The sequence below is a fragment of the Bradyrhizobium sp. STM 3843 genome (assembly GCF_000239815.1).
Taxonomy (GTDB): Bacteria; Pseudomonadota; Alphaproteobacteria; order Rhizobiales; family Xanthobacteraceae; genus Bradyrhizobium.
In genome coordinates this window covers 1-11,811 of sequence record NZ_CAFK01000054.1, presented here as the reverse complement: position 1 = coordinate 11,811, position 11,811 = coordinate 1, and the positions used below count along the sequence as shown (strand labels likewise).

General features: G+C 63.3%; 11 protein-coding genes and 1 pseudogene. 7 read left to right on the top strand and 5 right to left on the bottom strand.

Translation table 11 applies throughout. The annotated features are described in order from the left end of the window. The first annotated feature begins 3 nt into the window (after positions 1-3). A complete protein-coding gene (locus BRAS3843_RS07790; protein ID WP_008968257.1) occupies positions 4-1,623 on the top strand; it encodes an ATP-dependent acyl-CoA ligase in 1,620 nt (539 codons plus the stop codon). A 21-nt stretch (positions 1,624-1,644) separates the two neighbouring features. Then, positions 1,645-2,373: an SDR family oxidoreductase gene (locus tag BRAS3843_RS07785; protein WP_008968256.1), complete on the top strand. Its 729-nt coding sequence runs from the start codon at positions 1,645-1,647 to the stop codon at positions 2,371-2,373. Between the two features lie 9 nt (positions 2,374-2,382). On the opposite strand, the gene BRAS3843_RS07780 is transcribed toward BRAS3843_RS07785, so the two are convergent. The 4 genes from BRAS3843_RS07780 to BRAS3843_RS07765 all read right to left on the bottom strand — a co-directional run bounded on the left by BRAS3843_RS07780 (position 2,383) and on the right by BRAS3843_RS07765 (position 7,236). Further along, the gene (locus BRAS3843_RS07780; protein WP_008968255.1) at positions 2,383-2,865 is read right to left on the bottom strand and encodes a MarR family winged helix-turn-helix transcriptional regulator; all 483 of its coding nucleotides are present in this window, start codon (positions 2,863-2,865) and stop codon (positions 2,383-2,385) included. Continuing rightward, positions 2,865-3,359, bottom strand: a complete 495-nt coding sequence (locus BRAS3843_RS07775; protein WP_008968254.1) for a MarR family transcriptional regulator — start codon at positions 3,357-3,359, stop codon at positions 2,865-2,867. The genes BRAS3843_RS07780 and BRAS3843_RS07775 overlap by 1 nt, the downstream gene beginning before the upstream one ends. Before the next feature lie 155 nt (positions 3,360-3,514). After that, the gene (locus BRAS3843_RS07770) at positions 3,515-5,080 is read right to left on the bottom strand and encodes an indolepyruvate oxidoreductase subunit beta family protein (protein ID WP_008968253.1); all 1,566 of its coding nucleotides are present in this window, start codon (positions 5,078-5,080) and stop codon (positions 3,515-3,517) included. Continuing rightward, positions 5,077-7,236 carry an indolepyruvate ferredoxin oxidoreductase subunit alpha gene (locus BRAS3843_RS07765; RefSeq protein ID WP_008968252.1) on the bottom strand — a complete coding sequence of 720 codons (2,160 nt, stop codon included), beginning with the start codon at positions 7,234-7,236 and terminating at the stop codon, positions 5,077-5,079. Before BRAS3843_RS07765 ends, BRAS3843_RS07770 begins: the two co-directional genes overlap by 4 nt. Before the next feature lie 126 nt (positions 7,237-7,362). Between BRAS3843_RS07765 and BRAS3843_RS07760 the strand changes: the two genes are divergently transcribed. Genes BRAS3843_RS07760 through BRAS3843_RS07740 form a run of 5 tightly spaced genes read left to right on the top strand, consistent with a single transcriptional unit; the run spans position 7,363 to position 11,647 of the window. After that, positions 7,363-8,385 (top strand): carbon-nitrogen hydrolase family protein, encoded by a 1,023-nt coding sequence (locus tag BRAS3843_RS07760; RefSeq protein ID WP_008968251.1) that lies wholly within the window; start codon positions 7,363-7,365, stop codon positions 8,383-8,385. Positions 8,386-8,439: 54 nt separating this feature from the next. Then, entirely contained in the window at positions 8,440-9,546 is a 1,107-nt protein-coding gene (locus tag BRAS3843_RS07755) for a cupin domain-containing protein (protein WP_008968250.1), read from the top strand. Positions 9,547-9,597: 51 nt separating this feature from the next. Continuing rightward, positions 9,598-10,506 (top strand): fumarylacetoacetate hydrolase family protein, encoded by a 909-nt coding sequence (locus BRAS3843_RS07750; protein ID WP_008968249.1) that lies wholly within the window; start codon positions 9,598-9,600, stop codon positions 10,504-10,506. Beyond that, the gene (locus tag BRAS3843_RS07745) at positions 10,506-10,943 is read left to right on the top strand and encodes a thioesterase family protein (protein WP_008968248.1); all 438 of its coding nucleotides are present in this window, start codon (positions 10,506-10,508) and stop codon (positions 10,941-10,943) included. Before BRAS3843_RS07750 ends, BRAS3843_RS07745 begins: the two co-directional genes overlap by 1 nt. Further along, a complete protein-coding gene (locus BRAS3843_RS07740) occupies positions 10,940-11,647 on the top strand; it encodes a hypothetical protein (protein WP_008968247.1) in 708 nt (235 codons plus the stop codon). The genes BRAS3843_RS07745 and BRAS3843_RS07740 overlap by 4 nt, the downstream gene beginning before the upstream one ends. A gap of 12 nt (positions 11,648-11,659) precedes the next feature. Here the strand turns inward: BRAS3843_RS07740 and BRAS3843_RS42070 are convergent. After that, a pseudogene (locus BRAS3843_RS42070) lies at positions 11,660-11,811 on the bottom strand (ABC transporter ATP-binding protein); the annotation flags it as partial.

Sequence of the window (11,811 nt, the reverse complement as noted above, 5' to 3'; positions counted from 1 at the left end):
ATCTTGACCGCCGCGACCACAGTCTATGCCCGCTTCCGCGAGACCGCCCTTCGTCGCGGCGAGGCGGGCTTCCTCAACGTGCTGCCGGAGACCGCCGGGATCTATGGCATCTCGGCAGGGGAGATCTCTTATCGCGTGATGCTTGATCGGGTCGAGCACTGGCGCTCGGCGTTTGCGAGCCAAGGATATGGCGAAGGCCACCGGGTCGGACTGCTGCTCCAGAACCGGCCGGTCTTCATCGAGCTGTGGTTTGCGCTCAACGCGCTGGGCGTCTCCGTGGTGCCGATCAATCCGGATCTTCGGATCAGCGAGCTCGAATACATTATCGCGCATTCCGAGATGAACGCGGCATTCGTTCTCGCCGAACGGCGCGTTGAGGTGGAGATGGCGGCCTCTCAGGTCGGCCGGCCGATCCCGGTCGTGACCGACGAGGGCGGCGTACCACCGCCATTCGGTGGCGCGCGGCCGGCAAGCGCGTGTGACGCGTCCGCCGAATGCGCGCTGCTCTATACATCGGGGACGACGGGGCAGCCCAAGGGCTGCGTGCTCTCCAACACTTATTTCCTGCATTCGGGAAACTGGTATCGCGATGTCGGTGGGCTGATCGATCTCAAGCCCGACTGCGAGCGCATGATCACGCCGCTGCCGCTGTTCCACATGAACGCGATGGCGGTGTCGCTGATGGCGATGCTGTCAGTCGGCGGCAGCCTGACCATGCTCGATCGTTTCCACCCGCGCACCTGGTGGGCATCCGTGCGCGATAGCCGCGCCACCTGTCTGCACTATCTCGGCGTCATGCCCTCGATGCTGATGAGCGCGCCGCCGTCGGTTGAGGACCGCGCGCACACCGTGCGCTTCGGGTTCGGTGCCGGCGTCGACAAGCTCTTGCATGCGCCCTTCGAGGAGCGGTTCGGCTTTCCGCTGCTCGAAGCCTGGGCGATGACGGAGACGGGAAGCGGGGGCGTGATCGCGGCCAATGTCGAGCCGCGCAAGGTCGGCACCAGTTGCTTCGGCCGCCCGGCTCCCGAGGTTGAGGTTCGTATTGTCGACGACGGCGGACATGACGCGCCGGCCGGGATGCCGGGCGAGCTGTTGGTGCGGCGGGCAGGCGCGGATCCGCGTTACGGGTTCTTCCGGGAGTATCTGAAGAATCCGGCTGCCACCGCGGAGGCGTGGGAGGGCGGCTGGCTGCACACCGGCGATATCGTGTCGCGCGATGCGGATGGCGATCTTCATTTCGTCGATCGCAAGAAGAACGTCATCCGCCGTTCCGGCGAGAACATTGCGGCAGTCGAGGTGGAGTCCGTGCTCAACCGCCATCCCGCAATCCGGCAGGCCGCGGTTGCGTCCACGCCTGATCAGGTGCGCGGCGACGAGGTTGCCGCGGTCATCATCATCGCCGAAGCGACCATCGCCGACCGCGCGCTCGCTGAAGACATTGTCCGCTGGAGCCTGGAGCAGATGGCCTATTACAAGGCGCCGGGCTGGATCTGCTTCGTCGACAGCCTGCCGCTGACGGCAACGGAGAAGATCCAGCGCGGCGGGTTGAAGGATTTTGTCGCCAGGCTGATGCGTGATGGCGCGTTTTTTGATCTGCGCGACCTTAAGCGGCGTCAGGTCTGACACGGGGCAGGGGACGTCATCATGAGTGAGATCCGCACCACCCTCATCACTGGCGGCAATTCAGGGATCGGCGAGGCCCTGGCGAAAAAGCTCGTCGAGAGAGGGCAGCGCGTCGTCTCGGTCGGGCTGGAGAAGCCCGGCTGGACGCATGATCTGCTCGCGGCCTATCGCGCTGATCTCACCAATATCGAGGAGACGCGCGCGATCGCGCAGGAGATCTGCCGGGATCACGCCATCGATTGCCTCGTGCACAATGCGGGCGTCATCCTGCCGAACCTGCTGCCCGATGCGACGCCGGAAGACATCCTGACGTTGGCGCAGTTGCACCTGGGCGCGCCGATGCTTTTGACCCAGGCAGCACTGGACGGGATGCGCTCGCGCCGCTTCGGGCGCATCGTGTTCGTCAGCTCGCGCGCCGCGATGGGCGCGCCCACACGCTCGGCCTATTCGGCGACCAAGGCCGGCGTGCACGGGATGGCACGGACATGGGCTCTGGAACTCGCCGCGAGCGGCATCACCGTGAACGTCGTCGCGCCGGGGCCGATCCTGACCGATAATTTCTGGGGCATCGTTCCGAAAGGTTCCGAGCAGCAGGAGCGGATGGCGCGCAATGTTCCGGTCGGGCGGCTCGGCTCGCGCGAGGATGTGGCGCACGCCATCGCATTCTTTCTCGATGAGCGCTCGGACTTCGTCACCGGCCAGGTGCTCTATGTCTGCGGCGGCACCAGCCTCGTCGGCCTTGGTCCCTGATGGCGCCGGTCAGATCTGGTTCTGGCGGATGTTCTCGACCATTTTGGCGAGCACGCGCGCGCAGATCTCGATCTCGTCGGGATCGATGCCTGCGGTGAGCCGGTCGTAGTTCTGCTCCATGATCGGCCAGATCTTGCGCAACAGCGCCTCGCCCTCCGGCGTCAATCCGACCACCCGGCGGCGCTGGTCTTCCTCCGCGATCTCGCGCTTTACGAGGCCCGATGACACCATGGACTCGACCATGCGGCTCGCCGTCGACTGCTCGGTTACCGCGAGGACGGCGATCTCGTTGACGGTGAGGGTCTTGTAGATGAAGAGGACCGACAGCGTCCGGAACACGACATTGTTGATGTTGTGCTCGCTCAGATCGCGGTTCTGGTCGAGATTCCAGCGATTGGCGAGCCGGTTGAACAGATACGGGATGTAGGCTTGCAGCTGGTCCCTTGTCCTCGGTGGACCCGACTTCCATTTGCTCTTGGATTCTCTGGCCATTATCTCTTGCGACTTTGCTTCTTGCTCTCGGTGCGAATTTTCGAGGAGAGGGATTTCAACACGGACAAGGCAGTGTCCAGCTCCTGGGCCGAGACGTTCTCGAGCCGTTTGCCGAGATGTTTCTTGTGAACGGCGGCTGCTTTCCTGAACAGCGCGTCGCCTTTCGGCGTCAGGCGCACGATGAACGACCGTCGGTCCTCACTGGACATCTCCTTGCTGATGAGATCGTCGGCGAGAAGACGCTGCACCAGCCCCGAGACGTTGCCGCCCGATACTTTCAGATTTTGTGACAGCTGTCCGAGCGCGAGTCCGTCCGGGTAGCGATCGAGCTGGGCGAGCACGTCGAACTTTGCGAGCGACAGCCCGAATTCCGAGCTCAGCATCGTATTCAGCGAGCCGAACAGCTCGCCATGCAGAGACAGCAATTGAAGCCAGAGCCGGGTTTCAATCTGCCCGGGGACAGGAACAATGTTCTCTTTGAGTGCTGCCGGCATTGCATGACCATCGAGTACAAAGTGTCTCGTCGATTTGGGGGATTGACCGCGGGGCGTTCGCTCCGATTAGCAACCTGAGAATCCTAGTCAAGCCGCGTGATCCCGACGTCCTTTTGGTTCGGCGGCAAAGCAATCGTGCGGCTCGCGTGCTGGCATCATGCGAAGCTCTTGATGGTCTGGATCACGCCGTCGAGCTCCCGACCGGTGGCGTCTTTCAGCGCGGCCTCGCGCAGGCGGCGCGCCCAATCCGCGGCATCCTCGCGCTGCTCGACCAGCTTGATCGCCGCCAGCGTCTTATCGAATTTCGACAGTCCCCGGCTGTGAGTATCGGAATAGCCCTTTACGAGGCGTCGGCATTGCAGGATCTCGACACCCAACTGGTAATTGGTGCCAACCGCGTCGGTCGCGGCTTTGAGCCATCCGTCCCGGTGGGCCGTCTCGACAGTGTGACGCAGCGAGCGGCGGCGCAGGCCGCGCAGCCCGCCCACGACATAGAGCGCCAGGAACCAGGGCAGCGAGTAGGTGCGCACCCGGCGCCCCTTGTTGACGCGCCGATCGAGCCAGCCGAAGAGACGCGGCCTTGCGCCGAGCCAGCGGCCGAAGCCGGCGGGGAGCATGCCCATGACCTCCTCCATCCGTGGATGCATGAATTCGGTGGTCTGGAGCAACTGGCCCGGCGACATCTCGAGCTCGCTCTCGATGCGCGCGCGTCGACCAGCGCGCGTCTTGAGGTCGGCCACGCGGATGACGTCGTCATAGGCCATGGCGTTAGCGAGATACTTTGCCGCGGTCTGGGTGAAGGCATAGGCCCGGGCAGCACCGCCGGAGCTCCGGTCGGTCGCGTGCAGCGTCTTCAGGATGTCCAGATACTCGGCGCCATAGGCGACGTCCTGGAAGTCGACCACCTTTCTCAGGCCGGCGCGGGCCATAGCGAGCGCGGGCTCGGGCAGCTCCTGCGTCAACCTTGCGACGAGCCCAGCGAGATGTGGATCGGGCGTTACGGGCGACGGGATATCGTCGGCCTGCTTCGGCTGTGTCGGCGCGACGATGCCGGCGGAGCCGATCTTGACCCGGTCGAAGGCGGCTTCGAAGGTTCGTAGGCTCGCCTTGGCACCTTTCTCGCCGGCGCGGATGACATCAAGATAGCTTTCGCGGCTGAAGGGCAGCACGCCGGCGCTTGCAAGCGCGCCGAACATCGCGGCCGAGATGACGCTGCCATGCTCGATCGCCAGCGCATTCAGATCGAAGATGATTTCGGTCTTTGCCGCAATCCCGATTGCGCCGGTAACGGCCCCTCCGTCGGCGATGCCGTTGCCGGGAGCGATCTTCTCGCCGATCGCAAATGACCGGTGATTGGACGCGATCAGCGTGGTGCGATCCGGGGTCACCAGGCCGCGCAGGATGGATCGACCGGCCTCCATGAATTCCGCCGCCATCACCACATCGACGTCGCCGGGCGTCGGCATCAGCGACAGGATCGGCTTGCGACCATCGAGCGGCGGCATCGCCTCGATGTAGTAGATCGTGGCGCCGGTGCGCTGGGCTACTCCCGGCACCGAGGTCGATTGCGCGACCCAGCCATGGTTCTCGGCAAGCTGGACGATCCAGTCGGTCAGGACGCCGCCGCCCTGGCCGCCCATCGCGACGATCGCAATCGAGATTGGCCGCTCGGTCGCCTCGCCTGCGGCGGGCAGGGCCAGCCGGACCGTCTCGTCCCTCATGCCAGTGCCTCAAGCGCCGGGCGCCGGCGATCTCGCCGCCGCTGCAGCCAGCCGATCGCGGCCATGGCGACCTTGGATCTGAACGTGTCCCAGCGGGTCGGATTATGGATGACGTCGGCGCGATAGAAGGAAGGGCAGAGCACCGCCGCCTCGGAGACCTCGCCGCAATTGCCGCATCCGACACAGGAATTGTCGATCGCCGCAACGGGATCGTCGCGCAGCGGATCATCGAGCTGCTTGACCGACAGCGACGGGCAGCCGGAAAGCCGGATGCAGGCATGGTCGCCCGTGCACACGTCCTCGTCGACGCCGAAACGCTCCTTTACGATGCGGACGCCGTCCTTGATGGCCTTGCTCATCTGCGGCTTCACGCGGCGCTGCTTGTTCAGCATGCACTCGGAGGAGGCTACGATGACCTTGGGACCCTCTTCCCTGGTCGTCAGCGCCTCCTTCAGCGTGTCACGCATCTTGCCGACGTCGTAGGTACGATCGAGCTGCCGCACCCATTGGCCGCCGATACCCTTCACGGCCTGGACAATCGAGTTGTTGGTGTTGCGCCGCTTGTTGATGGCGCGTGACGACAGGATGTCCTGCCCTCCGGTGGCCGACGTGTAGTAGTTGTCGACGATGACGAACACGCCGTCATGCTTGTTGAACACGGCGTTGCCGATGCCGCTGGTCAATCCGTTGTGCCAGAAACCGCCGTCGCCCATCACGGCGATAGAGCGCTTGTCGGCCTTGACGTTGAAGGCCGATGTCGAGGCCGGGCCCAGGCCGAAACCCATGGTGGTCGCGCCGATGTTGAAGGGCGGCAGAATCGAGAAAAGATGGCAGCCAATGTCGGCCGAGATGTGGTGCTGGCCGAGCTCCTCCTCGACGAGCTTCATGGCCGCGAAGATCGGCCGTTCGGGGCAGCCGGTGCAGAGCCCGGGCGGGCGAGCCGGCACGACCTGCTTGAGCCTCTCGACTGCCGGGTGATGGAGCACCGGAGTGGCGTCCGGCGCCGGCGGCCGGTTGCCGAGCAGCCGCGGCTCGGTCTTCTCCAGGAATTCTCTGATGCCGCCGAGCAGGACCTGCGCGGTGTAGTCGCCACCCATCGGAAGCACGTCCTTGCCATGGACGCGCGCCTGGATGTCCTTGCGGCGCAGCACCGTATTGATCGCCTGCTCCAGATATTCCGGCTGGCCCTCTTCGACGATCAGGATGGCGTCCTTGTCGAGACAGAACTCCGCAACCTCACTGTCGATCACGGGGTAGGTGACGTTCATGACGTAGAGCGGGATCTGCGTATTGCCGTAGGCATCCGACAATCCGAGATATTGCAGCGCGCGGACGACATTGTTGTACATGCCGCCCTGCATGACGATGCCGACCTTGCCCTGCTTCGGTCCCATCCACTCGTTCAGCTTGTTCTCCCGGATGAAGCCGATCGCCGCCGGCATGCGTGTCTTGATCTTCTCCTGCTCATGCTCATAGGCCGCCGGTGGCAGCACGATGCGATTGACGTCGCGTTTGGGATTGTTGAGCGCATCCTTGATGGTATGCGCCGGCCTGACATTGTCCTTGCAGGCAAAGCTGCCATGCATGTGACAGGCGCGAACGCGGACCTCCAGCATCACGGGCGTGTTCGAGAATTCGGAGAGCTCAAAGCCCTTTTCGATCAGATTGACGATGCATTCATGGTCGGGACGCGGGTCCAACAGCCACATCTGCGATTTCATCGCAAAGGCGTGGGTGCGCTCCTGCATGATGGAGGAGCCTTCGCCATAGTCCTCGCCGACGATGATCATCGTTCCGCCGGTTACGCCGCCCGAGGCGAGATTGGCGAGCGCGTCGGATGCGACGTTGGTGCCGACCGTGGATTTCCACGCCACCGCGCCGCGCAAGGGATACATCACCGAAGCCGACAACATGGCCGCCGCGGCCGCTTCGTTGGCGGAGCTCTGGAACACGACGCCGAGATCGTCGAGCACGTCCTTGGCGTCAGCCAGCACGTCCATGAGATGAGAGATCGGAGAGCCCTGGTAGCCGCCGACATAAGCGACGCCTGATTGCAGCAGCGCCTTGGTGATGGCGAGGATACCCTCGCCGCGGAACGTGTCGCCATCGCCGAGCCGGAGATCCTCGACCTCGCGAGCGAAAGACCGTTCAGCCATTGCACCCTCCAGAAATATGCGATAGCATACGTTTATATGTAAAATAAGTCAACGCCGCGCCATGCTATCACGCCTGCACATTTCTGCTGCGGAAGGCGGGCATAAGCCGGCGACAGGGTAGGGCCAATGCTGAAGCTGCCTCGCTTTAGAGCTGCCGCCGTCCAGGCCTCACCTGTCTATCTCGACGCGAGCGCGACCGCGGAAAAGGCGGTGTCACTGGTCCGTGAGGCCGCGGCGAACGGCGCAAAGCTCGTTGCGTTCCCCGAAGTGTTCGTTCCCGGCTATCCCTACTGGAACTGGATCACCGATCCCGTCACCGGGAGCGCGTGGTTCGAGAAGCTCGTCAAGGCGTCGATCCTTGTGCCGGGTCCGGAGCTTGATGTTGTCCGGAAGGCTGCGCGCGACACGGGATGCTACGTCGTGCTCGGCGCGAACGAGCGCAGCTCGGTTTCGCTGGGTGCGATCTACAACACGCTGGTTTTCATCGGGCCGGATGGCGCGCTGCTTGGCAAGCACCGCAAGCTGGTGCCGACCTGGGCAGAGAAGCTGACCTGGACTGGCGGCGACGGATCGAGCCTGCGCGTCTATGATACGGAGATCGGGCGTCTCGGCGGGCTGGCTTGCGGCGAGAACACCAACACGCTCGCGCGTTTCGCGCTGTTGGGCCAGGGCGAACTCGTGCATGTCGCCAGCTACATCTCGCTTCCCGTTGCACCCGCCGACTACGATATGGCGGAGGCGATCAAGTTGCGCGCGATTGCCCATTCCTTTGAAGGCAAGATCTTTACGATCGTCTCCTGCTCGACCGTATCGGAGGAGATCATCGCGGCGATGGAAACGGTCGTCCCCGACGCGAGGGCGCGCTTGCAGCGCAAATCGAGCGCTTTCTCAGGGGTCATCGGACCCGATGGCCGTGTGGTTGGCGCACCGCTGATCGACGATGAAGGCATCGTCTATGCCGACATCGACCTTGACCGCTGCATCCAGCCGAAGCAGATGCATGACATTGTCGGGCACTACAACCGGTTCGACATTTTTGATTTGCGTGTGAACCGCCGCCCATTGGCGCCGCTTGGCTTGGCAGAAACAGAGCGAGGCGCAGGGGAGGAGCAGGTGAGCTTTTCCTCGATCCCCGGCCAGTCGGAATGATGGTCGGGGACGTATCGAGCATGCAGGGTCGTGAGACAGGACTTGGAGGACAGGATGCGCGAGAACGTGATCGGCCGGGCCAATGTCGAAGACACCCCCGAGCTCATGGCCTACTACAAGGACCTCGAAAAATACGAAGCCGGCGCTCTCTGGACGGTCGCCAACAAGATCGAGCCATGGCAGCCGCAATCCGCGTCCGTTCCGGTTCTCTGGCGCTACAGTGATTTGCGCGAACATGTGCTGCGCTCGGTGGAGCTGGTCTCGCCGGAGAAGGCCGGGCGGCGGGTGATCTATCTTAACAATCCGGGTCGCCGCGAGGTGTCGGCCGCGGTCGGCTGGCTCTATTCGGGATTGCAGGTGATGCATCCCGGCGAGGTCGCCTCCGCCCATGCGCACTCCGCCTCCGCCTTGCGTTTCATCATGGAAGGGGCGGGCGCCTACACCATCGTCGATGGTCACAAGATGACGTTGGGAGCACGGGACTTCGTGCTTACGCCGAACGGCACCTGGCATGAGCACGGGGTCGAAGGCGATGGGTCGGTCTGCATCTGGCAGGATGGGTTGGACATCCCACTCGTGAATGCGCTGGAAGCCAATTTCTTCGTCGTGCATCCGAAGATCCAGCAGGAGCCGTCCGGTTATCCCGTGGACGACATGACCAAGACCTGGGGCAATCCCGGTCTTCGGCCGGCTGACACGCGCTGGTCGAAGGGCTATTCGCCCATGTTCAAATATGAGTGGGAACCGACCTATGAATCCCTGAAAAAATATGCCGCTGCGACCGAAGGCTCGCCTCACGATGGCATTCTCATGAACTACGTCAATCCGATCACCGGCGGGCACGTGATGCAGACGATCGGCGCGAGCATGCAGTTGTTGCGGCCGCGCGAGGCGACAAAGTCACACCGGCACACTGGCAGCTTCATCTATCAGGTCGCCCAGGGATGCGGCTATTCGATCATCGCCGGCAAGCGTTTCGAGTGGGAGGAGCGCGACATCTTCTGTGTTCCGTCCTGGGCCTGGCATGAGCACGGCAACGCGTCGACGAGCGAGGATGCCTGCCTGTTCTGCTTCAACGATCTGCCTGTCATCGAGGGTCTCGGGCTGTATCGGGAAGAGACTTATGGCGACAATGGCGGCCACCAATCGGTCGCCGCCTGACATCTTCTTGCTCGCTGGACATTCAACGGAAAAGAGTCGGATCAAGCTTCCATGCGTCTCGTGACCTATACTTTGGGCGCCAGCGGCGCCCGCCTCGGAGTTCTCCTCAAGGGGTTGGTCGTCGATGTCGAGCGTCTCGGCGCGTCGTCAGGTCTCGCATGGCCGAGCGACATGCTGTCCTTCATCGACAACAACGCCACGCTGTTACCGGCGCTTAGGGATGGCCTTGATCGTGCCAATGGGCGTCTGCCGGCCGGCGCCGCCGTTCCCGTCGAGGATGTCAAGCTGCAAGCTCCGATCCCGCGGCCCCGCAAGAACATCTTCGGCATCGGGCTGAACTACCGGGCGCATGTCGCGGAATCCGCCAAGAGCCTTGATACCGACAAGGACCTGCCAAAGCAGCCGGTCGTTTTCTCGAAGCCGCCGACTTCAGTGATCGGCCCGGGGGCGGCGATCCAACACAACGCCAAGATGACGCAGCAACTCGACTGGGAAGTCGAACTCGCGGTCATCATCGGCAGGACCGCGACACGCATCTCCGTCGAGAAGGCAATGGATCACGTCTTCGGCTATTCGGTGATGATCGACATTTCCGCGCGCGACAATCGCCGCGCCGGCCAGTGGATCTTCTCCAAGGGCATGGACACCTATGCGCCGTTCGGCCCGGGCATCGTGACTGCGGACGAGATTTCCGACCCACATGATCTGCGGCTGTGGTTGACCAAGAACGGCGTCACCAAGCAGGATTCCAACACCAAATATATGATCTTCGACATCCCGGGCCTGATTGCCGACATTTCATCGGGCATGACGCTGGAGCCGGGCGATATCATTGCAACGGGAACGCCGGAGGGCGTCGGAGCCGGCATGAGCCCGCAGGAATGGCTGTGGCCGGGCGATGTGGTCGAAGCAGGAGTCGATGGCGTCGGTGTGATCAGACACCCTGTTGTCGCGATCTGATGGCGATTTTCTCGTTCGATCGCGAGCTGAGGTTCGGGGATTGCGATCCCTCAGGGATCGCGTACTTCCCGTCCTACCTGAACATTCTCAACGGCGTCGTCGAGGAATTCTGGGCGACCATCGGTTTTCCGTGGCCGGAGCTGATGAGGGTCCGGAAGATCGGGACGCCCACGGTGCACCTGACCTGCGACTTTTCCCGACCGTCGATGTTTGGGGATGCCCTCACGTTCACGCTGCGCATAGGCAAGGTCGGCCGGGCATCGCTTCATTTGGCGCATGTCGTCTCGGGCGTGGATGGCATGCGCTGGCGGGCCGGCCAGATCCTTGCTGCAACATCGTTGGTGGATCATCAGGCGATTGCCTGGCCGGACGATATTCGCGCCGCGCTGGTGTCGCATCTGCACGCGGATGAGGACGTGCAGGCGGTGCCGTCATGATTTCGCTCTTCATGACATTCTCCGATCCGCGGGGCGAGCGCCAGGTCGAGCCCAATGATCTTGCCGCCGTTGCAGCACTCGTCGGCTCGGTCCCGGAGATGACCGAGGGCCTGCTATTCACGCCGCTCGAGCAGTCGGTCGACCATCCCTACAGGGCTGACGGCCTTGGACCAGCGTTCGCCCTCCAATTGCGATTTTCGAATCTGTTTGCTTGCGAGGCGGCGATGGATCGCGGCAGCGTCCTTGCCCGCTTGGCGGTGGGCGCCGGGTTATCGGGCCTCGCTGGATTGGACGTCACGCACCAGGTGATGCTGACGCGCGCGTTTCCGGTCGAGGCCGCGGCGTATCCCGCGAGTACGAACGTTTCATGCAGCTACCTCGTGCACTATCCAGGCCCGGCCGAGGACATGAATGCCTGGAACCTGCATTATCTGGAGCATCATCCGGCGATCATGCGGACCTTTCCAAACGTCCGCCAGGTCGAGATCTATACGCGTATCGATTGGGTCGACCGGCTGCCGTCGCGGCGGGTCGAGCACATGCAGCGCAACAAGCTGGTGTTCGACAGCCCGGATGCGCTCTCGCTGGCGGTGAACTCCGAGGTGATCAAGCGTATGCGCGCGGACTTCCTCCAATTTCCGCCATTCTCCGGCGGCAACAAGCATTTCCCGATGCTGACCCGCACGGTTCGGCCGGGCGTCTAGACACCTGCGATTCTAATGTCCGCCGAGATAGGCCGTGATCAGCCTGGGATCGTGGATGAGGTCCTTGGCGGGACCGGACTGCACGATCTCGCCAGTCTCGAGCACGTAGCCGTGGTCAGCCGTCTCCAGCGCGGCGCGCGCATTCTGCTCGACCAGCAGGATCG

Bases quoted from the DNA above. Each gene is read 5' to 3' on its own strand.
- BRAS3843_RS07785 (WP_008968256.1), top strand. From the start codon at position 1,645: ATGAGTGAGATCCGCACCACCCTCATCACTGGCGGCAATTCAGGGATC.
- BRAS3843_RS07740 (WP_008968247.1), top strand. From the start codon at position 10,940: ATGATTTCGCTCTTCATGACATTCTCCGATCCGCGGGGCGAGCGCCAG.
- BRAS3843_RS07775 (WP_008968254.1), bottom strand. From the start codon at position 3,359: ATGCCGGCAGCACTCAAAGAGAACATTGTTCCTGTCCCCGGGCAGATT.
- BRAS3843_RS07780 (WP_008968255.1), bottom strand. From the start codon at position 2,865: ATGGCCAGAGAATCCAAGAGCAAATGGAAGTCGGGTCCACCGAGGACA.
- BRAS3843_RS07765 (WP_008968252.1), bottom strand. From the start codon at position 7,236: ATGGCTGAACGGTCTTTCGCTCGCGAGGTCGAGGATCTCCGGCTCGGC.
- BRAS3843_RS07760 (WP_008968251.1), top strand. From the start codon at position 7,363: ATGCTGAAGCTGCCTCGCTTTAGAGCTGCCGCCGTCCAGGCCTCACCT.
- BRAS3843_RS07755 (WP_008968250.1), top strand. From the start codon at position 8,440: ATGCGCGAGAACGTGATCGGCCGGGCCAATGTCGAAGACACCCCCGAG.
- BRAS3843_RS07770 (WP_008968253.1), bottom strand. From the start codon at position 5,080: ATGAGGGACGAGACGGTCCGGCTGGCCCTGCCCGCCGCAGGCGAGGCG.
- BRAS3843_RS07750 (WP_008968249.1), top strand. From the start codon at position 9,598: ATGCGTCTCGTGACCTATACTTTGGGCGCCAGCGGCGCCCGCCTCGGA.
- BRAS3843_RS07745 (WP_008968248.1), top strand. From the start codon at position 10,506: ATGGCGATTTTCTCGTTCGATCGCGAGCTGAGGTTCGGGGATTGCGAT.